Source organism: Legionella quinlivanii, assembly GCF_900461555.1.
Taxonomy (GTDB): Bacteria; Pseudomonadota; Gammaproteobacteria; order Legionellales; family Legionellaceae; genus Legionella_C; species Legionella_C quinlivanii.
The window spans coordinates 2,320,251-2,345,876 of the sequence record NZ_UGOX01000001.1; the positions used below are offsets into that span (position 1 = coordinate 2,320,251).

Below are 25,626 nucleotides of genomic sequence, written 5' to 3' on the forward strand. Positions count from 1 at the left end.
AGCTTATTTTCGGAGGATAAAACCTAAAAAGCCTTTGTGGCCATGGGTTTCGCATGAAGAAAGAAACATAAAATGAGTAGGAAGAAAGAGAGGCTAAAAAACTTATCCACAAAGCGAATGAAGTGAATATATATTTCGGAAATGCATTCTATCTTCTTTTTTTTAGAAGAACCAGTCTTGACATTTTGCGACTGTTTTCTTTGAAGGCATTTATTCACCTATCTTATTAATAATAATAGTAAAATCTTGTTGCGATTTCATATCGCTGTTTACACCAGTTAGCGAGTCCTCGTGGATGATTAGGATTTTGGTATCCACTTTTTTTCAAAAAGAAATCGAGGGTATAGAGTTATTAAACTCATTAAAAAATAACCAGCGTCCCAGGTCTAACTGTGAGTGAAATTACAGCTCCCAATCTTTCCATCGGGTAAAATCGCATTGCAAAAGGAACTCAATGACTTAAGCTGCTCCTGTGTGATCTTCGCATTGTATAAATTAGCTCCAGCCAAACTGGCACCTGATAAATTAGCACCAGAAAAATCTGATGATGTAAAATTGCAATGATTCATTCTCGCTTTTTTTAAATTTGCGAAGCTAAAATCACTATAAGAAAAGTCAGCAGCCCCAAGGGAAAACTCCGTGGCCATTATGCGATTAAATTTTGAGAGTTGATGATTACCCCAAATGCTCAAACTGGAACGGTTTAAATTGCTATAACTGAGATTAATAGCACCATTTTTATTTGTAAAAAGATAAAAATCATTGCTCAAATCACAAGCTTCACAAATCCCTGTCTTTTCAAATTTATCAACATCTAATGGATTAGAAAATTGCTGTGAATAAATTGCTGTAGAAATGGAAACTAAAGATAAAAATAAACAACTTCTCATGACTCCCTCATTCAAATAACAAACTGCGTTCCTGCATTCAGAAAAGTATTTTACTCAAATATTCAATCAATTACACTGCTTAATTGGCATGTTGTTTTATATGGACCAGGAAATGCCTTAGCTGCTTTGATACATTATCTTGTTTAAACTATTGTGTTTGCCTTATGATAAGCCACGAACATAGCTGTCTTGAGGTAAGTAGCAGCACATCCAACGCCATTTTTAAGGGCAAATTGGTTGCGCAGTGTGACAAGGATCGATAAACATAAGGTACATGCGATGTTTAAGATGCGACTTATTACGATAAGCATATTAAATACCACTATCATTGGGGGATTGACTCTTCTGGATTCAGGGGCTTATGCATCCGGCTTTCAAAGAATAATCGATTTTGCTTATGATAATCCTGCTATTATGAACCATACAGTTAAAAAAGCTGAAGCCACTATAGGCAATAATCTCATGTATGGACTCTTTACGTATAAAGGCCAGGCAGGCTCTTTGTATGGCAGATCGGATAGTAAGGAATTCTATAATTATCCCTATGGAAGATTGGCTTATCGTTTTCATCCCAAGTGGATGGGAGGTATTGATGTTACTCATCTGAGCTATACCAATATTGTGTTTCCGGTAAGTAGTGTTGCCCGGCAAATAGCCACCTCTATCGTGCTTCAAACTATCGCCATTTCCCCCAGATTGAGCTACTTGGTTACTAAATCCCTCGCAGTGGGTTTAGCCCTGAATTTTGATACTACTTATAAAACAAAACTGGACAATGTAGTCAACCCCAATGGAGAATTAAAAAATCACTCGTCCTCCAGGGAACCGGCCCTGGGCTGGGGAGTCGGGATTTCCTATGCGGCACCAACCAAAACCACTATAGACTTAAGTTATTTCTCAAAAATTGTGCATCCCACCACAGGCTCCAGCACTTGGGGGACCGCACAAACATATAATTATGCCATTACCTATCCCCTTCCGGCCATTGCCAACCTGGGTGTTGCCCAAAAGATACAGGAGAAATGGCTTGTAAAAGGAAATTTAAGATACCAGTGGTGGGATACGTTCGATTATTTGAATTTACGCAATACCGCATTGGGAAGAAATATTCTTGTGCCTGAATTCTATAATAATACATGGATATATACCCTGGCAGCGCACTACCAGACAAATGATAAACTGGGGTTCTCTGGCGGTGTGGAATATAATCAAAGTCCGCAATCTATCACTTACAGGAATGCAGGGCTGGCTGTCTACAGATCGCTGGTGGTGGGAGGCGGCTTTGATTACGCGTTTACCAAAGCGTTAACTGGCAAATTTATCTACGGACATGCCTTTTCAAATCCGCCGATTGACAGAACGGCCAGCGCAGGTTTGGTGAGAGGCAAGGAAACAATTAACAGCAATAACTTTGACTTTACTCTAACCTGGCATATCTGAGAACTCTACTCAAAGAAGTCAATGAAGCTCTTGATGATTTACGATATGGGCGATTTACCGGATCTGCAGTTATCACTATTAACTAAAATTAAGAAGACGATGAAGAGAGAACATTTAATAAGAATTCTATCGCATTTTTTTCAATCTAAATGGCAATCGTTGATCCTAGTACTTTCCCTCCTGTCTATAAGTATCTATCTCATACTAAACGCAGAAAATTTCTGGTTTTCCAATGTTCCTTTATTAGCTTTAATTATCATTGGAGGAATCCCGCTATTTTTGCAAATTTTTTTAAAACTGCTAAAGGGAAATTTTGGTGCGGATTCCCTGGCTGCAATTGCTTTAGTCGCAGGGGTTATCTTGCAGCAATATTTAGCCGCATCGTTAATAATCCTGATGTTAGCGAGTGGCCAGACATTAGAGCGTTATGCGCGTCATAAAGCATCTTCTGTCTTATTGGCGTTAGTGAAACGAATGCCCGCTTTTGCTCATCATAAAATGAATGGTGAAATTTCTGATATTGCTGTGGCTGACATTCAAATTAATGATGAAATTGTTATTTATCCCCATGAAACCTGCCCTGTTGATGGCATAGTCATTGAGGGAAATGGTTCAATGGACGAATCTTACCTTACAGGAGAGCCTTATCAAATTTCCAAGGCAACCGGCGCATCCGTTTTATCAGGGGCGATCAACGGTGAGTCGGTACTTGTCATTCGAGCGTCCAGACTGCCAGTCGATTCACGATTTGCAATTATTGTGAAAGTTTTAGAAGAAGCCGAACAAAAACGCCCTTCGATTCGCCGATTAGGGGATCAAATTGGGGCAATTTTTGCACCTCTGGCCTTATTATTCGCAGCGATCACCGGGTATTTTACAAATGATGCCATCCGTTTTCTTGCGGTACTGGTTATTGCCACACCATGCCCTTTATTAATTGCTATTCCCATTACGATTATTAGCGCTATTTCACGGGCTGCGAAAGAAGCTATCATCATAAAAGATCCAATCGTTTTGGAGCGGTTACCTACTTGTAAAACTGCTATTTTTGACAAAACAGGCACACTGACCTACGGAAAACCCATTTTAACTGACATTTATACCACTCCGAATTATACAAAAGAGCAAATTCTGCAATATGTCGGAAGCCTTGAGCGTTACTCCAAACATCCCCTTGCCAATGCTGTAATTAAAGCAACAAAAGAACGCCATATTGATTTACTAGAGTCGACGGATGTATCGGAGAAACCTGGACAGGGTTTAAACGGTATCATCAATCATCGAAAAGTGAATGTTACGAGCCGAAAAAAACTGTTAGAAATGTTGCCTGGTTCTCAATCATTGCTCCCTCCCGTTTCTCCAGGTTTAGAATGCATTATTTTAATTGATAGCGAATATGCAGCCACTTTACATTTTCACGATGCACCGAGAGCAGAAAGCAAATCCTTTATCAGTCATTTGAAGCCAGCACATCAATTTAAAAAAATTATGCTGGTTTCCGGAGACCGGGAGTCTGAAGTGAAATATCTGGCGGAATTAATTCCGTTTACAGAAATATATGCGTCTCAAAGTCCTGAACAAAAATTGGCTATCGTGCGCCGTGAAAGAAAAAACGCCCCTACAGTGTTTATGGGAGACGGCATTAATGATGCCCCCGCTTTAACCGCAGCCACTGTAGGAATTGCTTTTGGGCAACACAGCAATGTGACTGCTGAGGCTGCAGGCGCTGTTATTATGGAAAACACCTTAAATAAAGTAGATGAATTGCTGCATCTAAGCATCCAAACTAGAAATATTGCCGCACAAAGTGCTGTTGGAGGAATGCTTTTGAGCCTCGTCGGTATGGGATTTGCCGCAACAGGTCATATAAATCCGGTTTTGGGGGCGATTCTACAAGAATGTATTGATATTCTTGCGATTGCTAATGCCTTACGCCTTGCATTTGGGTCCAAAATTAAAATTGATCTCCCAAATGCCTAGAAATAAAGTATATTTGATTTTCCCCATAAATTTGAATCCTCTTGTATTATGAGCGATTTTGACCGTTGAGCAAATTATCGAATTCATAATCAGTCAAAAGCAGATCACGCTTAATTATTTGCAGAAACATTGTGTTATTCAAATACTTTTATGGGTTACAATAATCGCAATATTGTGGCTCAGCAACTTTCACACCGTCTCTTCTTGGCCGCTTCTCTTGATAATCACACTGGATACAACCCCAAATCTCGTATTGGCATAATGAAGTCGGAGCTGAGCATTCACCGCAAGGAAGGTAGCCTGACACTTGATTAAACCCGAAACCAGGAGCTAAGCATTCAGGACAACAGCATTGAATTCGATGAGCTAACTTTTCGGCGAGGATAGAAATCGCATTCATTCTGGTTGGATTCATCATGGCTCTCATATCCGTGGCAAGAAAAAGCTCTTTTTCGTTTTGAAACCCAAGAGAGAGGGCATTTTTCAGCGCTGTGATGTCTCTAATCCCTTTCGCAAGCACCTTTTTATCTCTATTGGTCTGCAATGTGAGGCCATGCTCGGGGAAACCTGCTTTATCTAAAAAATCGCTTAGCTCTGTTTGTGTAGTTATTGTCATCATACGATAATTAGTTTTGGGTGTAGTATATTGCTCAGCAATTACCCAATTGTGTTTGCGATCAAGAAATACCATAATCTCATGATCAACAGGGGTAAATGGAAATGCTGGATGCGGCCCAAAACTTCCCTCACTGGCAATGACTAAATCATAACCGTAATCCTCTGCAGCACGTTTTGCCTTTAAAACACAGGTATCATAGGGGCTTAGTGTCCTTGGTATTTCACCAGTAAAGCTTCCAAATTGGTCAGTATCAAATTCGTGCACATCCAATGTGCACGAAAGTGTATCAAAAAATACCTTAGCAATTGCTTTTTCTTTCTCATGTTTTGAAGCAAGTAAAACCGACTGATTGCGATAATGCATGATTAAACTCCAGTAATTGAGTGGAAATAATCCATTCGCGCCACATCCACATCAGAAACAAACATCACACCCTAGTTTGGTTGAAATCAGATACTATGACTTCTATTTTATTCATTGGATGTAATTCTACTAAACGCCATTCCCCAGATGGGTAGAGTTGATAAGTACTTTGACTCTTCGGATCAATAACTACCAAATGCACCCATTCATTAAAAAATAAGGTTTTTAAAATGGATTGTTTTTCAATCACTTGAGAAACCATCTTTTTGGGAGCGTAAATAACTGTCAATAAACGCTGTGGTTCATGATATGTTTTATCATCAGAACTCATGACCGACTGCAGGGGAAGACCATGCATCAAATCGCTTCCATTGCCCTGCATTATCCCAATGGTTCCAACTACATTGTGAGTGACTTTGCTCCCACTTCCAAAAGCAACGTTATCTAAAGTAGAAAATAAATATTGAGTATTTATCCATTCAGCCACTACCATGGGCGCAGTTAAAATCGTCTCGAGCAGTGTCCCGTCATGGTCTTGCTCAAAGCGGTATGAATGAAGAAAGCAACGGCCATCAAGATTGATATTTTTTGTTAGATGCCGAGGGGCCACAATAAAGGCTGCATTTCGTGCCAACCCCCATTCAGGTCGGGTTTCAGACCAGTCCAGACTCCGTCGTATTATATCTTTATGGGGCCTGCTACTCTGCAATTTGGTTCCCCTCTCCTGGTTGGTTATGCGCTTTGCTTCATTCAAATCGGCTTGCAATTGAGTTAGAAGTTCAGGATATACAGGTGTCTTCACTGCCTCTTCAGAATAAAGCTCAACGCAATCTGTCGTAGTATTATGCAGTGCCCCGTAAAATATCGTATCCAGGGGGATGTGCATGCCGCGGTCTTCAAGACCATTCCGAACTTCGGGCTTATTGAGAATAGATGCCAATAAACGGGCATTGAGACCGCCATGATTACCACCACAGGCGCCGCAATCCAGAGCTGATGCATACGGATTATTTTCAGTGGTACTTCCATGGCCGCAAAGAATAATGAGCTTCGCGAAACCTGAAGTAAGCCCCATTAGTCGCAGTACCATTTCGGCATAATTAATCTGCTCTTCCAGGGACAAGCCTTGCCCTGCATCAGTTTGGCCTGACTCATAAGCAACCTTGGTCGGCATACGTGGTTTTAACCAACTTTTGATGGCCGATACTGCATGATTGCTTAGTTCCGGCGATAAAGATTTGACAGTCATATTCAGACCACACCAAAGACCTAAGGACTCGACTAAGGCAAAGGGCGTCGACACATTGTATTTTAGTTGCGTATACAGGCTTTTGCAGCGGTCAATGAAGGCCTTTCCTCGCTGATAATGTTCAAAAACGTCCTTATTGGCAGCCGGTATTTCTTTAACGGCATATTTTGGCTTTAACAGGACAGGACAGCACTCTTTATTTCTATTGCTATCAAACTCATCCACACGCACAGGGAGACCAAAAAAACCGGCAAAGCCAAAAGTTTCATAATTGCCTAAGGATTCGATGGCGCGGCGAAAAGGCTCGGAACGGACATCAATACAAAAAACCAACTGAGCATTTCTTCGCGCAAGAGGGGGCTTTTCTTTTTCTACCTCCGGCAAAAGCTGGCTTAATAGCTTTTGCCGATAAGAATTCTCATTGCTTTTTAGCTTCGCCAATACTTCTTTAACCAAAGAACCATCGCCGAGACTTTTTTTTTCTTTAGCCGCGTCAGGCCAGAAAATACAGGTTAGCACCAAGCGCACTGCCAGGAAATCGGTGAGAGTTACATTAGTTTCTCCCTGTTTTTTTGAGCTCTGCCAGTCTGTTTTCCATTTCACAAATCCTGCCCAACCTGGTAGATAGGAAAGCGACTTTGAAAGAAATGCCTCTTCCTGCCCTTCTGGAACATGAAGTCTTTGCAGACAGATCCTGATTGCTTCTTCCGCAGACTCAGGTAATTGCTGTAGAAATTCCTTTGCTTCTTTTTTATTCTGGTGCACTTGCTTATCAAAATAAGCCAATTTTAAGAATCCAAAATAAAAACCTTTCTCCCTAAAAGGCATATCAATACTGCCTTGTCCCGCATCAAAAAAGCCGCCACACCATTTGATCATTTGAATATTAACGTCCTCCAGTTGCAGATTTCGCTCAGCCCTTTGGCGTTTAAAGTTACCTTTAACCTGAGCCAGGGCGTCTTCAAACGTTTGTCCCTCAAACCCTTGTAATGGATTACAGGCGATAAACGTTTCTAGCGGCCAAACAGGCGCGATGCATTTTGCAGCATTGTGTACCCAGGTTTGTATTTCAAGCACCTTGTTTTTTCCATGAGGGAAGGTAATATCTCCATTTCTAGTTTCTTTTGTTGCACTATTCTGCTTCAATGATATTTTTGCAGCGGTCATAAATACTCCTTAATAACTTAGTAGTTGTAATCGTTTCGTAAAGCGGTGACAGTTTTTAAAGAGGGCTGGCTTGAATTAAATAAGTTCATATAAAGCCAACAGCCTAATATTGATTGGCCAATTGTTTGATGCATACCCAGATTAAAGAAGGCCCATAACGCCGCAAATGAGGCCATAATCGCCCAATGAATTATCGATAACTGAGATGTTTTCAACATTGAGATGCCTGGTATTAGCCACTGAATCAATTGGATACTCGCGCCGTACATGAGGCCGGAAATCATGGCAAGAAGAAGCGCCAACACGAAACTTGACATCGTTTGGCGGGTTCTGATCCAGGTGAACATGAGTTGTGAGCCAGCTATAAAGGTAAAAAACAAAACAAAGCTGCTTGCCTCATGCACGGAGAGGGACTTATTTGTTGCAAACGCAAAGGAAACCATTGCCGCTATTCCGCCTGAAAGAGAAATCATTAGCATAATGAGAGACCCTTTAGAGGAATTGGTCTCTGATTTTCTTTGTTTCACCGCAGAGCCCGAACTTAAAAAAAGATAGGCCTTGAATAATCCATGCCAACACAGATGCGCTATAGCTGCAGCAAACAGGCCAACGCCGCATTGCATCATCATGAACCCCATTTGTGCCATAGTGGAGCAAGCCAACATTTTTTTTACATCATGCTGCATCAACTTCCAGGTAGTACCCAGTAATGCGGATATAGAACCGACTATGAACAATAGAGTCAGCAAGCCGGGACAAAGTATCATCAATGATGCCAATTTAACGATCAGAATTCCTCCGCCATTAACAAGGCCTGCATGCATTAAAGCAGAAACCGGGGTTGGTGAATTCAAAGAGCTGATTAACCATCGATGAAAAGGCAACAATCCGGATTGGACAACTGCGCCAATCAGGATTAGTCCCATTGAAATAGAAAACAAGGATGGATGGCTGAATTGAGTTATCTGCACCAATAATGAAATAGAGCTTGATCTATAAGTGACAGTTAAAATAATAAAAGCGATTAATAGACTTAAACATCCTGAAGCCAGTGTATAAAAGGCCAGGCGCGCAGAGTTTTTTGCAGCCGTCCATTCAGATTTATGTACCATCAACAGTACTAGAAATACATTAGAAGCAGATAAGGCACACCAGAATAAAAACAAATCATCGGCAAGCACCATGATAAGCGCTGTAAATGTAAGCGCTGATAATAGAAGAAAAAAACGTTTGTAGAGCCTATCCCCATGCATATACCTTAATGAAAAGCGATGCACGATAAAACTCACTAATAAAATTAAACTGCATAACAACAGGCTCAAAGTATTGAAACTAATTAACAAATAGACTGCAGAATTCTGAGATAAGGATAAATAGGAAAGCAGCCCTACCCCAGTTAAAAAGCCGCCACCAATACTGTAACCTGCCAGGCGGGCTGCAACAATTGGCCGGGAGATTAAACAGTTTAAAGCAAGCGCGATAATTGGACTGGACAACATGAGACATAAAAAAAATAGAACTATAGTATTCACATCATTCCCCATTAGAGATTGTTTTGTTACAATGAGAATATATTAGATATACTGATATAAGTGAAATTAAAAATATTTATCTTTTCTATTAGGAATTCTAATGTCATTAGATACAGTAACCCTGCAATGCTTTTTAGCTGTGGCAGACACCCAAAGCTTCACTAAAGCAGCTGCCCGTGTAGGCCGAACCCAATCAGCGATAAGTCAGCAAATTGCCAAACTTGAAAATTTAATTGAAAAACAGTTGGTTACCCGTGGGCGAGAACTATCCCTTACCCCAGAGGGCGAACTTTTTTTAAGTTACGCCAAACGGATATACGAGCTGCATCGCGAATCACTAGACCGATTCAAAACACCGGAGCTACAGGGCGAGCTTCGCTTTGGCCTTCCTGAAGACTTTGCCTCCATGATGCTTTCTGAAGTTCTGGTGGAGTTTTCCAGGCTTCATCCCAGAATAATGCTCAATGTGGAATGCGATTTAACATTGAACCTTATCAAGCGATTTCATCAGGATGAATTTGACTTAATTCTGATAAAGACCAATGAAAAAAACCTGATTTCTGAGGGCGTCAATGTATGGAATGAGCCCGTAGAATGGGTAGGCAAAAAAGAGTTACTGCCAGCGCTCAATGATAAAGCAGTCATCCCGTTGATTCTTTCACCCACCCCATGCGTCTATCGCGGGAATGTGATTGAGTCCCTCAATCAGCATGATCTAAAATGGCGCCTGGCATTTAGTAGTCCAAGTTATGCGGGCAAAATGGCGGCTGTCAAGGCGGGCCTTGGAATCACAGCCATACAACGTAGTATGATTCCCAATTATCTGGATAGACTCGATGATTATTTTCTTCCCTCTTTGAAAGACATTCATGTATCGTTAATTAAGAAAGAGGCTGCAAGTAAAGCGATTGATTCTCTTGAATTTTTTATCATGGATAAATTAAAACTTAAATAAAGGATTTTGGAACACTGATGAAACAGGGAATGAGCTCAATTGCTGAGGTATTAGATAAAGCGACGATTGCATCAATCGTGATGATAAGCGTTGTAGTAAGCCTGCTTAGCTTAAGCATACCTATTGCAGCCCAAACTTTAGTCAATCTGATTGCCTTCGGCAAATTACTGCAGCCAGTAGTCACACTAAGCATCATCGTACTTGTATTAATGGTAGCTCTGGGGGCTTTAAATATATGGCAAACGGTTATCATCGAAGTCATTCAACAGAAATTAATGGTTAACATAAGTCTGAGCCTAACCCGTCAATTTACTCTTTTGTCACTCGATAATTTCTCTTCACATCATGGACCTGAGCTCGTTAATCGCTTTTTCGAAGTGGCAACCATTAACAAAGCATTATCAAGTCTTTTACTCTATGGCGTAAATTTGGGTCTGCAGCTTTTTTTTAGTTTAATCCTGCTCCTGTTTTATCATCCCCTTTTTCTTATATTCGATGCATTTATTATATTAAGCATTGTTTTAATTGTTTTTTTGCCCTACCGTAAAGGATTAGCAAGTGCTGAAAAGGAATGTACTGAAAAACATCAAATAGGTGCCTGGCTGGAAGAGCTGCTGACCAATCGCTTTTTATTTCGTTTTAATCGCTATCATCGCTACGCTATTCTGCAAACGGATAGACGCTTGGTTCATTTTTTGAAGGCTCGCAATACCCATTTTAGACAACTTATTAAACATCAGATTGGATTTTATCTTCTCTCAGCAATCGCCAGCAGTTTATTACTCGGCCTGGGCGGCTATCTTGTGATTAATAACCAGTTAAGCCTGGGCCAGCTCGTTGCAGCAGAAATTGTACTTGGCGCGTTAATTTATGCTTTCAAACGATTTGGTGTCCTTTTAGAAAATTATTACGACCTGCTGGCTTCTGAACATAAAATTGATCTGGTATTAAATCTCCCAACAGAGCTTGTCAACACAGAGTTAAGCGAACTTATCAATCCCATAAAACACATCATGCTAGTAACCAAAGAACAGGAAAAAGGATCGAGCTCGCCTGGAAACCCTCTGGTTATCTGCTTCAATGAGACACGCAACCAGGAGTCACTTGCCGATTGTATCTTGGGTTTTAAAAATAATCTCGATCTCAGTGTGTATATCAATCAGACTCTCTGTCATCAGGAATACAGACGCTCCCTTCGTGAACACACTCTGCTACTGCGAGATAAAGACTGGTTTGCCGGCAGCATTTATGACAATCTACGCCTTAACCAGGCGTCTTTTCGTATACAGCAATTAAAAGAGCTTTTAAAATCTTTTGGACTGATGGATAAAATTATGAGTCAGCCTCATGGCTTAAAGAGCATGATTTATGATTGGGAGCAGGTGTTTACTGAACTCGAGCTCATTCAACTCATGGTGATTCGCGCTTTAATTGCAAAACCCAAGCTTCTTATCATCGATAGCCTCTTTGATAGACTGACTCGAAATGAAATTGAATTACTGCTATCCCATTTAGGAGAGCTCAATGAGACGCTTTTAATAATAATTACTCAATATCTGAATCACATTCCCTTGTCTAACTGTCTGGTGTTTTCATGAAGCTACATGCCTATCAAATGATTGGCAAATTACCCAATCCGCGCAAAATCGCCAAGATTATCTCTTTAGTACTTTTTATCTTAATTTTATTATTGAGTTTCACCCCTTGGCAGCAATTTGCCTTGGGGAGCGGAAAAGTGATCGCATTCTCACCTACTGAGCGGTTACATACTGTCAACTCACCTATCTATGGCCGAATTAAAAAATGGTACGTCGACGAAGGAATCCGTGTTAAAGCGGGAGACCCAATTGTAGAGATTAGCGACAACGACCCTGAGTTACTCAAACGATTGGAGATGGAAAAAGAAGCTATTTTGCTTCGCATCAAAGCGGCACAGCAATCGTTAACCGCAGGAAAAGCCAATGTTGAACGCCAAAAGAATTTGTTTCTGCAAGGTATAAATTCAAAACGTCAATATGAACTGGCTCAAATAGAATATGCCAAATATCAAAACGAACTGGCACAAGCCAATATAGATAAGGTCAGCATCGATGTTCGCATTGCCAGGCAACAAACTCAGCTCATCAAAGCGCACGTCCCGGGAGTGATAGTCAAACGCCTGGCCGGACAACAAAGCGTTGTAGTCAGAGAAGGAGAAATATTAGCTGAGATTATACCCGTCACCGAATCCAGGGCGGTAGCCCTTTGGATTGATGGGAATGATATTCCATTCGTTTACCTCAATCAAAAGGCACGTCTTCAATTCGAAGGATGGCCGGCGATTCAATTTAGAGGCTGGCCACAGATCGCCGTAGGCACTTTTGGCGGAAAAGTGGCCTTTATAGATCCGACAGATAATGGCATGGGATTATTTCGCGTCGTAATTGTACCTGATGAGCCCTGGCCTGATCCAAACTTTTTAAGACAGGGGGTTCGTGTTCATGGTTGGGTCCAATTGGGTGAAGTACCTTTATGGTACGAGCTATGGCGTCAATTTAACGGCTTCCCGCCTGAAAGCATAGCACAAAAGGCGAATTCATGAGGAGATTAGCATTACGCGGGCTTTTCACTATACTAACTTGCATAGGCCTCTTATTGGGGTATTCATGTTCTTATGCCTCTCCCAAAACGCAGGAATTGAGTTTAATTCAAGTATTACAAAGTATTGACACTCACTACCCTCAAGTAAAAATAGCACGTCTCGAAGTCATAAAGGCAAGTGGTGCATTTGTCAATGCCAATGGAAAGTTTGACCCCACCCTGGAAGTCAGTACCCGCTCACAACCCGCTGGTGGTTATATTAATAATTTTGGCGATACTCAACTCACCATCCCAACCCTGTACAACGGCTTGAAACTTTTTGCAGGCTATCGAAACGGGCAAGGCGACTGGCCCATTTATTATCAAAACTATTTGACGAACTCAGGTGGAGAATATCGGGCCGGGTTATCGCTTCCCTTGCTTCGCGACCGGCTAACCGATAAAGAGCGCACCGGATTATTTACTTCTGCTCAATTGATGCTCATGAAAGCACAGGACGCCGAAGCAATCAAAATAAAAATTTACCAGGAAGCAATTAAAGCCTATTGGCAATGGGTAGAAGCAGGCCTTCAAATAAAAGCATTCAAGCAACTGCTGCAATTGGCAAAAAAACGACAACGGGCAATTGAAAAACAGGCTAGTCTTGGGGATTTGCCAGAACTTGCCATCAGTGAAAATTTACAGCAAATAATTCAACGTGAACAATTACTCAATCAAGGCCAAATGATATTTGAACAAGCAGGCATTAATCTATCTCTATATTTTCGGGATCCCCAGGGAAACCCGCTGGTTCCTGGAGAACAATCCTTACCTACATTAAGCAGCACTTCAAACAATAAGCCAGAAATTAAACCATCGCTCAGAGAACACCCTGGTATTAAAAAGCTTAACCATTATGCCAATATGATGAGGCTCAAACGCGATCAGGCACGCAACGAACTCCTGCCTCAATTAGATGCAACTGCCTATACCTTCAAACAAAATGGAACGGGAGGATACCCTTTATTAATTCCTCAAGCCGCAATGGTGGGATTATCTTTCAAATTTCCCTTATTACAAAGAGAAGCCAGGGGAAATCTGATTCAGGCTGAAAGTGAATTACGACAAATTCAAGCAGAAAAACGGTTTTTTTATGAACAACTTAACAATGAATTTGCAAATATACGGATTGGTATAACTAGAAGCAGGCAGCAAGTCAGCCTGTTAAAACAAGAATTGCGCTTGGCTAAAAAGGTGCAGGAAGGAGAAACCAAAAAATTTTATGGCGGCGACAGTACATTATTTTTAGTCAATCAACGCGAGCAAATGACGACACAAATACAACTCAACACCTTACATGCCCAAGTACAATTAGAAGAATTAAGAGCCAGAGCTCGCTTTTTCAATTCAACCTGCCGAGAAAGCCGGATTATCAATTTAAAATAATAGCAATTATCAACCCGATGGGAAGTTCAATACTTAAGCCAAATCAATTTGAAAAACAGAGCGATTTTTTAATAAATGTTGCTTAACTGATGTGTCTCAAATTGCGTCACCAACTCAGTTTGAGGCAAAAACGTATCCAGCATTTCAAACGATATTTCTATGAGCATTTAAACCCTCAAGGTGAATAGGTATTGTTGTTGTACAACAAGCATTCAAGACTTGATTCTAGTTCTTCGAGGGTGTGTCGTTTAGAAGGTTCTCGTTGGCAACAACCTTCTATATAAGGAATTAACTCTGGCGATAGTGGCAACATCACTTTTGTTAATATTTTCCCCATCGAATAAATATCCATACTCTCAGACGCGAGAGGTGCAATGTCTGTATACCAACATTCAGGAGCAATATAATCGCAAGACGCAATGCGTCTGGTTAATTTTTCCTGTGTCTCACATCTGAAAAATGCCGTGTCAATTATTTCGCCTGGGGCATTGGAAAAACCACCATCAATTAAGAAACTACGCCCCAAATTGTATTCACTGCAGGGAGCAACATACTTAATGTTATAAGGGTTCAAATCAAGACATATAATTTTTTTTGAATGGCAGTGTTTTAAGGCTTTTACTGTCGCCAGAAATAATTTAACTTGTTCATTAAAATCAGTAACTAAAGACAAATCGCCATAAAGAGAACCATGTATATTCGGTAATACTAATCGGTAAGTGTTTCTGCTTATATCTTCTACATAAAAGCTGTTTTCATTCGGATAAAGACTTTTAAAAAAATGGTATTTTTTTCTGCTTTCTTTATAATCACATTGTATGGGATCCAGAACAACTTTAGTCTTCTTACTCTCTTCTTGCGAGGGTGATTTTGCAGAAAATAATCTAGCAGATGAATAAGTCCCTGTCGCCAGATAACCCTTCCTTCCATGCTTATTATTTAAAACAATATCTATAATTTTCCTGGAGTACCCGGCCACTTCCTCGAACCAATTCGGCCCGCTCAGTGCAGTTAAACTCTCTGTTTCAGAGATGAGATCTTTAAAAGCAATATACCCCGATTGAGTATTACGTTTATTGCCTAAAAAATAGGTTAACCCTCCCGATGCAGGCTGTATTTGAATGTTTCTATTGGATATGTTTTTTTGAGGATTAAATTCAACAAGCTTGTATTGGGCTGTAGTTGCAGGAGAATAAGTGGTGCCATCATCGCTTTCATAGCTGGAATCTTCATCCTCTGTTGAGCAAGAATATTTAGGCATTTAATTTGATCACATTGACTACTAAACTGCTACACTAACCTAAAAACAACCAGATTTCAACATGAAAGAACGCAATTTATGTAGGATAACCTGGCATATTAATAAAAATATATTTTTCACAGCCTCATTATAACTGCGGGTTATAAAAATCAGCAGTGTGGTTATTACAGGATCATTTTAGCATCATGAGAAGTTACATCTGCCGATTGTTCAAAATGTAATCAATCAGCATTTGCATAAGAACAAATTATAGTCATCTCACTGAGAGTAGCATGCTCGCCATCAGGAAAATCATCTGCCGCCCCCATTAGTCTGTCCAATTCTGCCATTGTGTCCTTGGCTTTTGTCCCCGAATCCGTATTAAAAAAGTTATATGTGATATTGTTGTTTTTCTGGTACAGATAAACTGCGGGATAGAATACGATCAGACTTGTAAATATTGTTAACACTGTATCCACAATACCCATGCAGCCGCGATGCTGTTCAAGTACCGGCTTTTCTCTCTCTATTAAAGATTTGCCCTTTGTGCAAAATGTATGTATCGTATTTTTTGTCAGGGGCTTATCTCTGGAAAACGCTTCAGCCATAGCCGTATCCATTTCACTCAATAGTCGATCAATGGTTGCAAACACCTGGGAATTTTTGTAACGAAACTTATTCCGTTTCTCGTTCAAATCATCCAGCAAGGCATATAAGTTATAAAAAAGAGGACCATGTTTACCGGCTTTAGTCTTTGCCAACATAGCTCTCAGAGGTTGTGAATCAATGGACAAAGGTAAAGCAGATCGGTCACTTATTACCTTTTCCAGATCACTGAATAAAACCACTTGAACTGGATTCAGCTGATGTTGGCGAAGGTAAGTCCTTATTTGCTCTCTGTGTTCTCTATTATCCGTAGCAATCATTCGAATATCCTCACCTAATTTCAAAGGTGCTGTGCTACGGTATTCTTTGCAATGAGGCTTAATTAAATCAGACTCCGATACGAATATAATTGGATAGGTGGAATCCAATAAAGTTTTCTGGTTAACAGTCAGTTCAAATTGGGCTTGAGGTGTATCAGCCAGCTTATTTAAAACGCGGATGCGATCTTCCAGGGCAGAGACATAACTCTGGGCATCCTTCGCCATATTTACAAAAAAATCAGCATTCAATTTCTGGGACAGAAAATTTTCTAGTACATTATTGATGCCATCACCACTTTTATTTTGGGCAAGATAGACAAAATGGCTCCTTTTAAAAGCGGGGCTTTTCTTTGATGCAGAAGGCCTTGCCAAACTAAAAAATTGGGTGACAGGAAGCTCGATATCCTTGATATCACCGCAGACTCCAGATTTAATGGTAAGTTTATCAGGCAGTTGAAGAAGCCCGAGTGCATTCTCAAGATTATCCGCGGTCGGGTTTAAAAGAATGCTTTTTATATCCATTCGGCTATCTATAATTTTTTGAATTAAGCCCTCGAAATTCAAGAAGCTGTATACCGCATCTGTTATATCTCTTTTCGTCAAGGATGAGGGCGGAAGAATAGCTTTTTCGATTGCCTCAAAATCGGGAAAAATATACGTTCCCAGCAATTGGACAAAATAATAGAATTGAGTAATTGCCTGTAATCGCTGTTTTAGACTATTCAGTTCATTTTTAGTAATTATTTGATCAAGAGATTGGTGCATCTGTCTTGCACGTGTAAAATAGATCAAGAGCAAATTAAGCTCGGCACCGACTATGGGACGATTAAGCAGGTTTCTAAAATTATTAAGAACTGCGGTCTTGGTCGGAGGCACAAACTGGGTATAGCCTCCAGTCACCTCTTTTAAATTGTATTCCCCTGTTTTCAAATTTCCAAAAGAGATGGCTCCTATTTTTTCTTTTTGTACTAATTCAAATCCAATAAATTCATAGCCGCCTCTTGTTAATTCCCCTCCCATTGGTGCCACCTGAAAGTCATCAATCATCTTCATAATTGGCATAAGCTGGAAATTTGTCTTAGACATCAGCGCTAGAGCTGCGGAGGTCGTGCCATGGATAAATGGGTCATAGTCACTTAACGGAACTTCTGGTATTGGATTGGGCATAATAGCACCGAAAATCAAAAATCCAATTGTACTATTTTTGCGCATAAAATACAAATGATGATACGAAATAGCTGCTTAATGGTGAGGTGTTGGCTTTCATTGAGCCTAATTTAAGGATTTCATTGCTGTTTTGCATTCTGATAGGAAAATAATGCTTGTTCCATTCTTTAAACGAGTAGCAGAGTATTCGCGATTGAAGATTCCACTGAAAATGAATCTTAAGACTACAAACAATTCTTAGCTTTTGTCTTAACAGCTAACTCCAACATCACTTATCGATCTTGGAGTTAGTGCAGGGTTACATCTTTAGACTCGAGAAGGCATCTGCGCGTTGGTTAAATTAGATTTTGCCTCGATTTTGCGGACACTTTGGCAAGTGAGGCAAACTCTCAATTAAAGGTGTAAGAATAAATAAGAAAGACCCAAAAGACGCTATATAAAGCTCTATTATTTTAAATAAGTTGGAATATTCCAATGCAGAATTGATTTGTTCGTGAATCCCCCTTCTTTCTTTCGCTGCTGATTTGGTGAACCAACATTAGATAAGATCTCCGCAATATGGCATGGGGCTAGTTTTCTCCCAATACTGACAATATTGCTCAATGTCACCCCAATAATTGAGATTAATGTCAGCAGGATTACTAGGCAAAATACGCCAATGATAGAGCACAGGTAAATTATCTTTTCACGGTAATCACCCTACATCTAAATTCTCCAGGAGTTGCATGAGATCCTCTAACGCCTTGCATTAAGTGTTCATGAATTTCTGTGATAAGGCATAGCGATAATGGAAGGTCTGCTAACCGCCCTAGTCCATAATCAAGCGCTTTAATATAGTTTTGTACTTCGAATACATAAAAAATCGATTATAGAGTTATGATCTTAGCCATTGCAGCGAGAGTTTTGTGATATCTTACATGAGCTAAAAAAGAATATTAATTATTGGAAAATTTTAATACTATGAGCAAAATTATACTATATATTGCCACTTCTGAAGATGGCTATATAGCAGATAAAAACGGCGGTGCTGATTGGTTACCGCATCCCAAAGATGATCATGATTTAGAGGTTGTTGGCTATAAAAAATTAATGCAGCGTATCGATATAATTTTGATGGGCAGCAGTAGCTTTAAGCAAATTATAGGTTTTGGCAATTGGGGATGGACTAATAAACACACTTATGTTTTTAGCAAACAAGTTTTAAAAGCCCCACTTTCATGTATTACTATTACGAATGATAGTCCAAGCCAATTCATAAAGAAGATAAGAGAAAATGGAACAGATAAAGATATCTGGCTGCTTGGCGGTGCTAATCTTGCAAAAAGCTTTGCTGAGGATCGATTAATCGATGAAATCATTCTTACAATCGTTCCTCAAATTTTAGGTGACGGCATACCCCTCGGCTTATCTTTCGACAATTTTTATTTAACAAATGAAGAACCTTTGATGGATAACATCATACAGAGAACTTATTTAAGGAATCAGTCATGCCCCTAAGCTTTGAGAAAATAAGCCTGCAGCACGTTGATATTATTTTTGATTGGCTTGCAGAACCTTTTATTCAGAAATTTTGGGATAATACACAGAGTCATAAAGACGATATTTTAAATTTTGTTAATGGTAGAAAAGAACCTTCGAATTATTGTGATGGCAAGTATGTTTATTGGATAGCAAGCTGTGATGAATCTCCATTCGCAATGCTGATGACGATTCGAGAAACAACAGAGGATCATATTGATGACATTAAATTAAATCACCTTTCCAAAACAGGTCATACTTACGGTATCGACTACATGATCGGGAATAAAAATTATTTTGGCAAAGGCTATGGTGCTAAGACATTATCACAATTTCTTGATTTTTTCAGAAAGGAATTCGATGCATCAGCAGATACTTTTATAATCGACCCTGCAGCCGATAATCCTAGAGCAAAGAATGTCTACATGAAGGCAGGTTTTGAGCATGTCGCCGACTTTGTTATGTCTGGCGATGTTTCTGGTGCTGGTAAACCACATTATTTATTGATTAGACGATTTGAACCCACTGAGTCTAATGATGAATCATTTAACATCACAACTGATCTTGCACGCGAGCTCATTGCTGAGCAATTTCCCGAATTTGCTCATTTACCCATTGAGTCAGTTGAAAAGCAAGGACACGATAATCGCACCTATCGTTTAGGGTTGGATATGTTAATTCGCATGCCAACTGCTGAATCTTATGCTTTGAAGGTGCCTAAAGAACAATCCCTATTACCGCAGCTAGCGCCTTATTTAACCGTCAGTATTCCTACTCCAATCAAAATGGGCACTGCTTCACAGAGATATCCTTATCCCTTCTCCATTTACAAATGGTTGGAAGGAGTGAGTATTAACCTTCTTGTGTTGGATAATAATTGTCTGGAAAAACTTGCATTTGATTTAGCAAAATTTTTAAAAGAGCTGCAAAGCATTCGCAATATAGAGGGCCCCGCTCCAGGCCAGCATAATTGGTGGCGTGGGGATCATGTCAGTGTTTATGATAAAGGCGCTCGCGAACAAATTTCAGAGCTATCAACTGTTATTGATGGAAATGAGGCAATAAAACTATGGGAACGAGCCTGTAAGACAAAATGGAACAAGTCGCCTGTATGGATTCATGGTGATTTTGCTATCGGTAATATGCTACTTAATGAGGGCAAACTATCCGCTATTATTGATTTTGGCGGAATGGCTTTAGGTGATCCTGCTTGCGATCTTGTGATTGCGTGGACTTTTCTTAACGGAAAAGCACGTGACATCTTTTTTCAAGAGATAGATTTAGATGAAAACACTTGGCTTCGCGCAAAAGCCTGGGCTTTATGGAAAGCCTCTTTCGAATTGTGCCAAATAACAGATAAAAACAGCCCCGAGGCGCTTATACAAAAAAGAACTATTGAGGATGTAATATATGGATAACTATGTTCTCGATACTTATCTTGGTGAACTATCTGATGAAATCAACAAACTTTACGGATACGTCAAAATAGCAGGTGATTATTTTTTCAGGGGTATTTCTTTAAAATGCTTGGATCCAGATGTTTAAAAACAATATTTATTCGAGGAAAGCATGAGATCTGATGATTGGGTACAATCGATTTTACTATGCCGTTGAGCGAGTTCAAATGATGAAGAGTTAACAAGTTTTAAGTGAGTAATTAGCTCTTGAGCCTTCCAATCAAAGAATCATCACTCGTATGTTGTTTCTTCTTCATTGAGTTGGAAGCATAGAAGCGAGACAAACCGAGGGGCTTATTTGTGTTTCTTTTTGGCTTTTTTCTTGTCTTTCTGTTTGCCGCCACCAGCCTTCAGCCGCATGTCGTCGCCGATAATCCCCATGTCGCCAACCCCCATATCGCCGCCGCCAACCCCCCCTGAGAGTTTTTCCAGTTCAGTATCTGAAACTTTATCCAGTTTTTTATCTTTTGGTGTAGATTGTTCTGACATACATATCTCCTGTGGCAAGGTATCTTGCTTTATTAGTATAGAAAATGTTTAAATATCTATCAACTAAACGGTGGCAATTTACTAAATAATCACAAATTCACTACTTATTGTTGGGACAGTTTTCGATGCTCATTCACTCTGATTTTAAGCTGCCCAAAGAATGGTGGACAGGAAACGATTAAGCAGCATTTAGGCAACGAAGCTTTAACTTCCTTTCAAATTAAAAGGCGCTATCATTAGCTTTTTTTGAAGAGATTAAAATAGATGCTGACTGCCCAGTTTTTAGAGCAATTAATTTCAAACTATATCAAGAGACCTCTGGGTTGGAAGAACGATGGCTTTTTATTAAAAAAACAGGCTGGGCTTATCCGCGGCATCCTTTTTTGCCAATGAATCAATTCTGCTTACAGATTGCAGAGCAAATTGCGGGTGAAGATGAAGCGATTTGCCAAACTCTGATGTCAGGCATCAGGAAAATTGGCCGTGTCCCCGCAAGCACTAGCGCTTTAAAAGAGAATACTGAGGAGAATGGCCATTTTCCCGTCCATAAATTTATTTTGGCCAAAAAAGAAGGAGTGTTGTTGCCTGTAAACCTCCCGTAAAATAGCACCATTCAAAAATAGAGTTTCTCCAGCATAATAAATAAGCAAGAGGAGGAGAAACGATGAAACGCAGCCGATTTACAGAGCACCAGATATTAAATATTTTAAAACATGTAGAGAATGGCCGTCTGGTAAAGGAGGTCTGTCGTGAGCATGGAATATCCGATGCTACCTATTACAACTGGAAAGCTAAATATGGTGGGATGGAAGCCTCAGATATTAAACGTATGAAGGAACTTGAGGAAGAAAATGCAAAGCTGAAGCGGATGTTCGCTGGAAAACCGTGCCTTGAAGGATGTGATAGAAAAAAAGCTTTAAAGCCGGCAGAGAAAAGGGAAATGGCTGATTATCTGGTAAATGAATACGGCCTGAGTCTTAGACAGATCTGTGCCGCTTTAAGCCTGAGTCGCACAGGTTACTATTATCAGCCGGCAGTCAATAAGGATGAGGCAGTGATTAAAGAGCTGATGGAAGTTACCGAACGCTATCCGCGTTATGGCTTCAGGAAAGTGTTTGTCAAACTGAGGCAGGCGGGGTTTACATGGAATCACAAAAGGGTTTACCGGGTTTACTGTGAATTGCAGTTGAATATCCGCCGTAAAGGAAAGCGGAGATTGCCTGCACGCAACCCGGAGCCTCTTGCGGTTCCCGCTACAGTTAACCATACTTGGTCTGCTGATTTTATGAGCGACGCATTGAACTGCGGCAGACGATTCAGGACATTTAATGTGGTTGATGATTTCAACCGGGAAGCACTGGCCATTGAAGTGGATCTGAGCCTACCTGCCCAACGGGTTACCCGGGGGCTTAACAGCATTGCTGCCAGTCGAGGATATCCGGCAAACTGCGGCTTGATAATGGGCCTGAGTTTATCTCGCTGGTATTGGCTGACTGGGCTGAAAAACACGGAGTTACTCTTGAGTTTATTCAACCCGGAAAAACTACTCAAAATTCATTTGTTGAACGGTTTAATCGTGGAGTTGCCCCTATAAAACCGAACCACCTAACTCACCGCTAATAAGCTCCTGATATATTCTCTTGGAGCCATCATTTTTAAGCCTTTATGAGGCGCAACTTCGTTGTAATCGTCAAACCATTCAGGAAGCTTTTTCATAACAGTCTGCGCATCATCAAGATCAAAAAGCGACATAATCTCGTTTAAACGTTTTAACAAACGCTTCTGCCATACCATTGCTTTCAGGGCTATATGCTGGTGTTGTCCTCACATCAAAGCCCAGGTTTCTTGCAAAAGAAACAGTGTCCCTGGCCACATAGCAAGGGCCATTGTCAGTTAACCACTGTATCTGTTTGGGCATGTATTCTGCTGCACCAAACCGGTACTCTACACTTTCTAGCAATAAGTCCCTGATTGCTTCTCCGTCAATGCCCACTGTCGAGGCAATATAGCCTAATACTTCTCTGTCACAAGTATCCATTGCAAAAGCGACATGAACTCTATCACCGTTAGCGCACTGTATGGTAAAACAGTCTGAACACCAACGAGTGTTGCTATGCAATGTAATGACTTTCCCATCATGTACTCGTGTTTGTTTTTTGCCATACGCCGGCAGTAATAATTGATTTTGCTTCATAATACGATAGACACGTTTATGATTGACGCAGGCAAGACCTGCCTTTTTTAACTCATGATTAAGAAGTTGTAACCCTGCGATAGCCATAACTACTCCGTTTATCCGTTATTTCACGAATGTAAGGCAGTAGTTCCTGATCACGTATTTTAACCGTTTGTTTTCTGGAGTGTTCCATATTTTTCAACCTCTGCATTAAGTGGGAGCGAGAAACCTGCAGTGCCCTGTCAACTGCTCTTATTCGAAATCGCTTATCCCGTACAAGGGTTGTCGCGAGATCAGTTTTTTTTCTCGACCCAGCTTAACTGCTTCACGCAGAATCTCATTTTCCAATGTCTTTTGTCCAAGAACTTGCTCAAGTTGCTTAATACGCTTTTTCAACGCCTTGGCTTCGCTTTCAGGGATGACTTCTTCTGTTTTAACGCTGGTCAATGCATTCTCCATTATTTTTCGCCAGTAAAATAGTTGACTGGGGGAATACCGTGTTTGCGTGCAATAAAGGATACTGTTACGCCTGTTTGGTAAGTTTCATGAACTATTTGTTGTTTTTCGTAAGCTGTCCAACGTTTTCGCTTACGGCTGGAGTGAATTATTTCGTTACATTCTATTGTTGTTATAGTCATATTACTAGTCCTATTCCTAGTCGTTAATTTAAAACTAGGTGGACCGGTTTATTTGGGGGGCATTACAAATCGAACTTACCGCAATGAAATACTGGATTTTTATTTGTTCAGAAATCTCAATGAAGTTCGAGAAATAACCGGGAAATGGATGAAAGAATATAACGAAGTTGCGCCTCGTAAAGGCTTAAAGATGATGGCTCCCAGAGAATATATCAGGAGCTTATTAGCGGTGAGTTAGGTGGTTCGGTTTTATAGGGGCAACTCCAGACACTAATAATGGGAGGTTTACACAGATATAAATGCCTCCCTAGTTATGGACCGCAATGCGGTCCAAATTCAGAATAAATATTTAATTTGGATCGCAATGAGATCCAAATCATAAGTAAAGTTACAACATAGATTCGGAACACACCGTGTACCAAATTAAAGAAACAAAAAATAATGGATAGAAAGGAGGCTATCTATGGTTTGACAGACACTGCCCGCCAAACTCAAAAATCCAAGCATCAGTATGTTCCATTTTGGAACCCGCTGCTTAGATTCTCAGAATTAACTACCCGGGATTTCCGGATAGTTCAAAATTAAAGAAAATATATTATCCAGCAGCACTATATTGAACATTAAAATCTAAAGCCTTTGCAATTGGTTTGGTATTTTCCCCAATTTTCTTCATTTCAATAATGCCATAGTGAGCCATTGTACTAAGCGCATGAACCAAATTGCCTGGTTCACATTTACTTAGGACAGCAAGCTCATCAATTGATCTAGGCTTAAGCTCGTCAATTATTTTTAATAGTTCCATGTTATTTTCATTCAATACTTCACATAATGACTCAAGAGTATTAAACCAAATTTTAGGCTCATTTTTTTTAGGTTTATAACGACCACAAGCAATATCTATAGCCCGGCTTTGAAATTTATTTCGTGACATAATACCAACTTGTAGTTTTTTCATTTTTTATCTTCAATCATATTTAAAGAGCACAATAATTTAATGAATAGTGTTTATTACTATCTTTATTAATACTTTGAGTATGAGGCTTCACATTAATTTCAATATCTTGATTTAACAAAATCAAAAACCGTATTAATCTGTCTATTGAAAATCCAGAAAGTTGTCCTCGACTAAGATTAGAAACCTTAGGCTGATCAATACCAAGAATTTTTGCTGCATTTTCTTGGGAAAGATCTTTCTCTTTAATAATTCGATTAATTAACATAGCAAAATCTGCTTTTAATAAATGCTCTTCCGCATTAGGAATACCTAAATCTTGGAACACATTTCCAGATGACCTAGTCATTTTTAATTCATCAGAATTGCTCATATCCGACTCCCCTTTAACATTAATTTAAGCTGTTTAAGCCTATTCGAAATCATATTTAAATCCTTTTGCGGTGTCTTAATCCCTGACTTTGATTTTTTTTGAAATGCATGCAAAACATATAAACAATCGTCAAGGTTAACTACGTATACAGCTCTATAAGTATCTGTATTAAAATTACTGACAATTTCATATACACCCGAGCCATGTCCTTTAAAAATTTTTGCTGATGAATGGGTCTCTCCCATTTGTGCACAATGCAGTGCATATCCCATCTCATCAATTACTTCACTAGGAAATAATTTCAAATCATCTAAACTGCTTCCAAGCCAAATTAATTCTTTCAAAGAAAACTCGTATAACTAAGATATATGCCAAATTTAGCATATTTGCAAGAAATCATCAATAAATCAATATGATCATAAATGGATCAATTCTTATTAATAATAAAATATTTTGATTTCATTTGAATTTTTTTGAAAGATGCAAGTAA

23 protein-coding genes and 2 pseudogenes are annotated in these 25,626 nt (G+C 39.8%); 11 read left to right on the forward strand and 14 right to left on the reverse strand.

Annotation, left to right across the window (positions count from 1 at the left end; all coding sequences use genetic code 11):
* Window positions 1-386 precede the first annotated feature (386 nt).
* Window positions 387-890 (reverse strand): pentapeptide repeat-containing protein, encoded by a 504-nt coding sequence (locus DYH61_RS09860; protein WP_058508734.1) that lies wholly within the window; start codon window positions 888-890, stop codon window positions 387-389.
* A 279-nt stretch (window positions 891-1,169) separates the two neighbouring features.
* Between DYH61_RS09860 and DYH61_RS09865 the strand changes: the two genes are divergently transcribed.
* Window positions 1,170-2,330 carry an OmpP1/FadL family transporter gene (locus tag DYH61_RS09865; protein ID WP_058508733.1) on the forward strand — a complete coding sequence of 387 codons (1,161 nt, stop codon included), beginning with the start codon at window positions 1,170-1,172 and terminating at the stop codon, window positions 2,328-2,330.
* A 99-nt stretch (window positions 2,331-2,429) separates the two neighbouring features.
* Window positions 2,430-4,310 carry a heavy metal translocating P-type ATPase gene (locus DYH61_RS09870; RefSeq protein ID WP_058509027.1) on the forward strand — a complete coding sequence of 627 codons (1,881 nt, stop codon included), beginning with the start codon at window positions 2,430-2,432 and terminating at the stop codon, window positions 4,308-4,310.
* A 148-nt stretch (window positions 4,311-4,458) separates the two neighbouring features.
* Here DYH61_RS09870 and DYH61_RS09875 read toward each other — a convergent pair whose 3' ends face one another.
* The 3 genes from DYH61_RS09875 to DYH61_RS09890 all read right to left on the reverse strand — a co-directional run bounded on the left by DYH61_RS09875 (window position 4,459) and on the right by DYH61_RS09890 (window position 9,240).
* Entirely contained in the window at window positions 4,459-5,292 is an 834-nt protein-coding gene (locus DYH61_RS09875) for a DUF6671 family protein (protein ID WP_058508732.1), read from the reverse strand.
* Between the two features lie 64 nt (window positions 5,293-5,356).
* The gene (locus DYH61_RS09885) at window positions 5,357-7,708 is read right to left on the reverse strand and encodes a DUF2309 domain-containing protein (protein ID WP_058508731.1); all 2,352 of its coding nucleotides are present in this window, start codon (window positions 7,706-7,708) and stop codon (window positions 5,357-5,359) included.
* A 17-nt stretch (window positions 7,709-7,725) separates the two neighbouring features.
* Window positions 7,726-9,240, reverse strand: a complete 1,515-nt coding sequence (locus tag DYH61_RS09890; protein WP_058509026.1) for a proton-conducting transporter transmembrane domain-containing protein — start codon at window positions 9,238-9,240, stop codon at window positions 7,726-7,728.
* A gap of 100 nt (window positions 9,241-9,340) precedes the next feature.
* Here DYH61_RS09890 and DYH61_RS09895 point away from each other — a divergent pair, with 100 nt between their 5' ends.
* The 4 genes from DYH61_RS09895 to DYH61_RS09910 are packed head-to-tail and all read left to right on the forward strand — an operon-like array spanning window position 9,341 to window position 14,200.
* Complete coding sequence (locus DYH61_RS09895) at window positions 9,341-10,195, forward strand: LysR substrate-binding domain-containing protein (RefSeq protein ID WP_058508730.1); 855 nt, start codon at window positions 9,341-9,343, stop codon at window positions 10,193-10,195.
* 14 nt (window positions 10,196-10,209) lie between these two features.
* Window positions 10,210-11,793, forward strand: coding sequence for an ABC transporter transmembrane domain-containing protein (locus tag DYH61_RS09900; protein ID WP_172463596.1), 1,584 nt, complete (start codon window positions 10,210-10,212; stop codon window positions 11,791-11,793).
* A complete protein-coding gene (locus tag DYH61_RS09905; protein WP_058508729.1) occupies window positions 11,790-12,776 on the forward strand; it encodes an HlyD family secretion protein in 987 nt (328 codons plus the stop codon). Before DYH61_RS09900 ends, DYH61_RS09905 begins: the two co-directional genes overlap by 4 nt.
* Window positions 12,773-14,200 (forward strand): TolC family protein, encoded by a 1,428-nt coding sequence (locus DYH61_RS09910; RefSeq protein ID WP_058508728.1) that lies wholly within the window; start codon window positions 12,773-12,775, stop codon window positions 14,198-14,200. Before DYH61_RS09905 ends, DYH61_RS09910 begins: the two co-directional genes overlap by 4 nt.
* 175 nt (window positions 14,201-14,375) lie before the next feature.
* On the opposite strand, the gene DYH61_RS09915 is transcribed toward DYH61_RS09910, so the two are convergent.
* Complete coding sequence (locus DYH61_RS09915) at window positions 14,376-15,461, reverse strand: protein kinase family protein (RefSeq protein ID WP_058508727.1); 1,086 nt, start codon at window positions 15,459-15,461, stop codon at window positions 14,376-14,378.
* Between the two features lie 221 nt (window positions 15,462-15,682).
* The gene (locus tag DYH61_RS09920) at window positions 15,683-17,533 is read right to left on the reverse strand and encodes a hypothetical protein (protein WP_133129079.1); all 1,851 of its coding nucleotides are present in this window, start codon (window positions 17,531-17,533) and stop codon (window positions 15,683-15,685) included.
* A gap of 942 nt (window positions 17,534-18,475) precedes the next feature.
* Here DYH61_RS09920 and DYH61_RS09930 point away from each other — a divergent pair.
* Both DYH61_RS09930 and DYH61_RS15785 read left to right on the forward strand, forming a co-directional pair.
* A complete protein-coding gene (locus DYH61_RS09930; RefSeq protein WP_133129078.1) occupies window positions 18,476-19,030 on the forward strand; it encodes a dihydrofolate reductase family protein in 555 nt (184 codons plus the stop codon).
* Window positions 19,021-20,469: a GNAT family N-acetyltransferase gene (locus DYH61_RS15785; protein ID WP_234999830.1), complete on the forward strand. Its 1,449-nt coding sequence runs from the start codon at window positions 19,021-19,023 to the stop codon at window positions 20,467-20,469. Before DYH61_RS09930 ends, DYH61_RS15785 begins: the two co-directional genes overlap by 10 nt.
* Window positions 20,470-20,802: 333 nt before the next feature.
* On the opposite strand, the gene DYH61_RS09940 is transcribed toward DYH61_RS15785, so the two are convergent.
* Window positions 20,803-20,997, reverse strand: a complete 195-nt coding sequence (locus tag DYH61_RS09940; protein WP_058508724.1) for a hypothetical protein — start codon at window positions 20,995-20,997, stop codon at window positions 20,803-20,805.
* Between the two features lie 323 nt (window positions 20,998-21,320).
* Here DYH61_RS09940 and DYH61_RS09945 point away from each other — a divergent pair, with 323 nt between their 5' ends.
* Together DYH61_RS09945 and DYH61_RS09950 are read left to right on the forward strand one after the other, a co-directional pair.
* The gene (locus DYH61_RS09945; protein WP_058508723.1) at window positions 21,321-21,599 is read left to right on the forward strand and encodes a hypothetical protein; all 279 of its coding nucleotides are present in this window, start codon (window positions 21,321-21,323) and stop codon (window positions 21,597-21,599) included.
* 62 nt (window positions 21,600-21,661) lie between these two features.
* Window positions 21,662-22,575: pseudogene (locus DYH61_RS09950) on the forward strand (IS3 family transposase); the annotation flags it as partial.
* Window positions 22,576-22,602: 27 nt separating this feature from the next.
* Here the strand turns inward: DYH61_RS09950 and DYH61_RS15885 are convergent.
* From DYH61_RS15885 to DYH61_RS15900, 4 genes are all read right to left on the reverse strand, one after another.
* Window positions 22,603-22,749, reverse strand: a complete 147-nt coding sequence (locus tag DYH61_RS15885) for an integrase core domain-containing protein (protein WP_162264005.1) — start codon at window positions 22,747-22,749, stop codon at window positions 22,603-22,605.
* On the reverse strand, window positions 22,736-23,278 hold the full coding sequence (locus DYH61_RS15890; protein ID WP_256595711.1) for a DDE-type integrase/transposase/recombinase: 543 nt from the start codon (window positions 23,276-23,278) through the stop codon (window positions 22,736-22,738). The genes DYH61_RS15885 and DYH61_RS15890 overlap by 14 nt, the downstream gene beginning before the upstream one ends.
* Window positions 23,279-23,425: 147 nt before the next feature.
* Complete coding sequence (locus DYH61_RS15895) at window positions 23,426-23,632, reverse strand: helix-turn-helix domain-containing protein (protein ID WP_083499283.1); 207 nt, start codon at window positions 23,630-23,632, stop codon at window positions 23,426-23,428.
* Window positions 23,632-23,811 (reverse strand): transposase, encoded by a 180-nt coding sequence (locus DYH61_RS15900; protein WP_083499284.1) that lies wholly within the window; start codon window positions 23,809-23,811, stop codon window positions 23,632-23,634. The genes DYH61_RS15895 and DYH61_RS15900 overlap by 1 nt, the downstream gene beginning before the upstream one ends.
* A gap of 67 nt (window positions 23,812-23,878) precedes the next feature.
* On the opposite strand from DYH61_RS15900, the pseudogene DYH61_RS15905 reads away from it, so the two are divergent.
* Window positions 23,879-24,049 (forward strand): annotated as a pseudogene (locus tag DYH61_RS15905) (integrase core domain-containing protein); the annotation flags it as partial.
* A 357-nt stretch (window positions 24,050-24,406) separates the two neighbouring features.
* Here the strand turns inward: DYH61_RS15905 and DYH61_RS09965 are convergent.
* From DYH61_RS09965 to DYH61_RS09975, 3 genes are read right to left on the reverse strand one after another with little or no spacing between them, the layout of a single operon-like run.
* Entirely contained in the window at window positions 24,407-24,766 is a 360-nt protein-coding gene (locus DYH61_RS09965) for an HVO_A0114 family putative DNA-binding protein (protein WP_058508627.1), read from the reverse strand.
* A gap of 19 nt (window positions 24,767-24,785) precedes the next feature.
* Window positions 24,786-25,136 (reverse strand): helix-turn-helix domain-containing protein, encoded by a 351-nt coding sequence (locus DYH61_RS09970; RefSeq protein WP_058508628.1) that lies wholly within the window; start codon window positions 25,134-25,136, stop codon window positions 24,786-24,788.
* Entirely contained in the window at window positions 25,133-25,480 is a 348-nt protein-coding gene (locus tag DYH61_RS09975) for a type II toxin-antitoxin system RelE/ParE family toxin (RefSeq protein ID WP_058508629.1), read from the reverse strand. Before DYH61_RS09975 ends, DYH61_RS09970 begins: the two co-directional genes overlap by 4 nt.
* Window positions 25,481-25,626: the final 146 nt, after the last annotated feature.

What these genes read in the sequence shown, in the direction of transcription:
- DYH61_RS09865 (WP_058508733.1), top strand. Translation starts at nt 1,170, where the DNA reads ATGTTTAAGATGCGACTTATTACGATAAGCATATTAAATACCACTATC.
- DYH61_RS09895 (WP_058508730.1), top strand. Translation starts at nt 9,341, where the DNA reads ATGTCATTAGATACAGTAACCCTGCAATGCTTTTTAGCTGTGGCAGAC.
- DYH61_RS09905 (WP_058508729.1), top strand. Translation starts at nt 11,790, where the DNA reads ATGAAGCTACATGCCTATCAAATGATTGGCAAATTACCCAATCCGCGC.
- DYH61_RS09860 (WP_058508734.1), bottom strand. Translation starts at nt 890, where the DNA reads ATGAGAAGTTGTTTATTTTTATCTTTAGTTTCCATTTCTACAGCAATT.
- DYH61_RS15895 (WP_083499283.1), bottom strand. Translation starts at nt 23,632, where the DNA reads ATGGAGAATGCATTGACCAGCGTTAAAACAGAAGAAGTCATCCCTGAA.
- DYH61_RS09875 (WP_058508732.1), bottom strand. Translation starts at nt 5,292, where the DNA reads ATGCATTATCGCAATCAGTCGGTTTTACTTGCTTCAAAACATGAGAAA.
- DYH61_RS15900 (WP_083499284.1), bottom strand. Translation starts at nt 23,811, where the DNA reads ATGACTATAACAACAATAGAATGTAACGAAATAATTCACTCCAGCCGT.
- DYH61_RS09910 (WP_058508728.1), top strand. Translation starts at nt 12,773, where the DNA reads ATGAGGAGATTAGCATTACGCGGGCTTTTCACTATACTAACTTGCATA.
- DYH61_RS09940 (WP_058508724.1), bottom strand. Translation starts at nt 20,997, where the DNA reads ATGTCAGAACAATCTACACCAAAAGATAAAAAACTGGATAAAGTTTCA.
- DYH61_RS15785 (WP_234999830.1), top strand. Translation starts at nt 19,021, where the DNA reads ATGCCCCTAAGCTTTGAGAAAATAAGCCTGCAGCACGTTGATATTATT.
- DYH61_RS15890 (WP_256595711.1), bottom strand. Translation starts at nt 23,278, where the DNA reads ATGGCTATCGCAGGGTTACAACTTCTTAATCATGAGTTAAAAAAGGCA.
- DYH61_RS09970 (WP_058508628.1), bottom strand. Translation starts at nt 25,136, where the DNA reads ATGAGCAATTCTGATGAATTAAAAATGACTAGGTCATCTGGAAATGTG.
- DYH61_RS09920 (WP_133129079.1), bottom strand. Translation starts at nt 17,533, where the DNA reads ATGCCCAATCCAATACCAGAAGTTCCGTTAAGTGACTATGACCCATTT.
- DYH61_RS09885 (WP_058508731.1), bottom strand. Translation starts at nt 7,708, where the DNA reads ATGACCGCTGCAAAAATATCATTGAAGCAGAATAGTGCAACAAAAGAA.
- DYH61_RS09870 (WP_058509027.1), top strand. Translation starts at nt 2,430, where the DNA reads ATGAAGAGAGAACATTTAATAAGAATTCTATCGCATTTTTTTCAATCT.
- DYH61_RS15885 (WP_162264005.1), bottom strand. Translation starts at nt 22,749, where the DNA reads ATGTCGCTTTTTGATCTTGATGATGCGCAGACTGTTATGAAAAAGCTT.
- DYH61_RS09965 (WP_058508627.1), bottom strand. Translation starts at nt 24,766, where the DNA reads ATGAAAAAACTACAAGTTGGTATTATGTCACGAAATAAATTTCAAAGC.
- DYH61_RS09915 (WP_058508727.1), bottom strand. Translation starts at nt 15,461, where the DNA reads ATGCCTAAATATTCTTGCTCAACAGAGGATGAAGATTCCAGCTATGAA.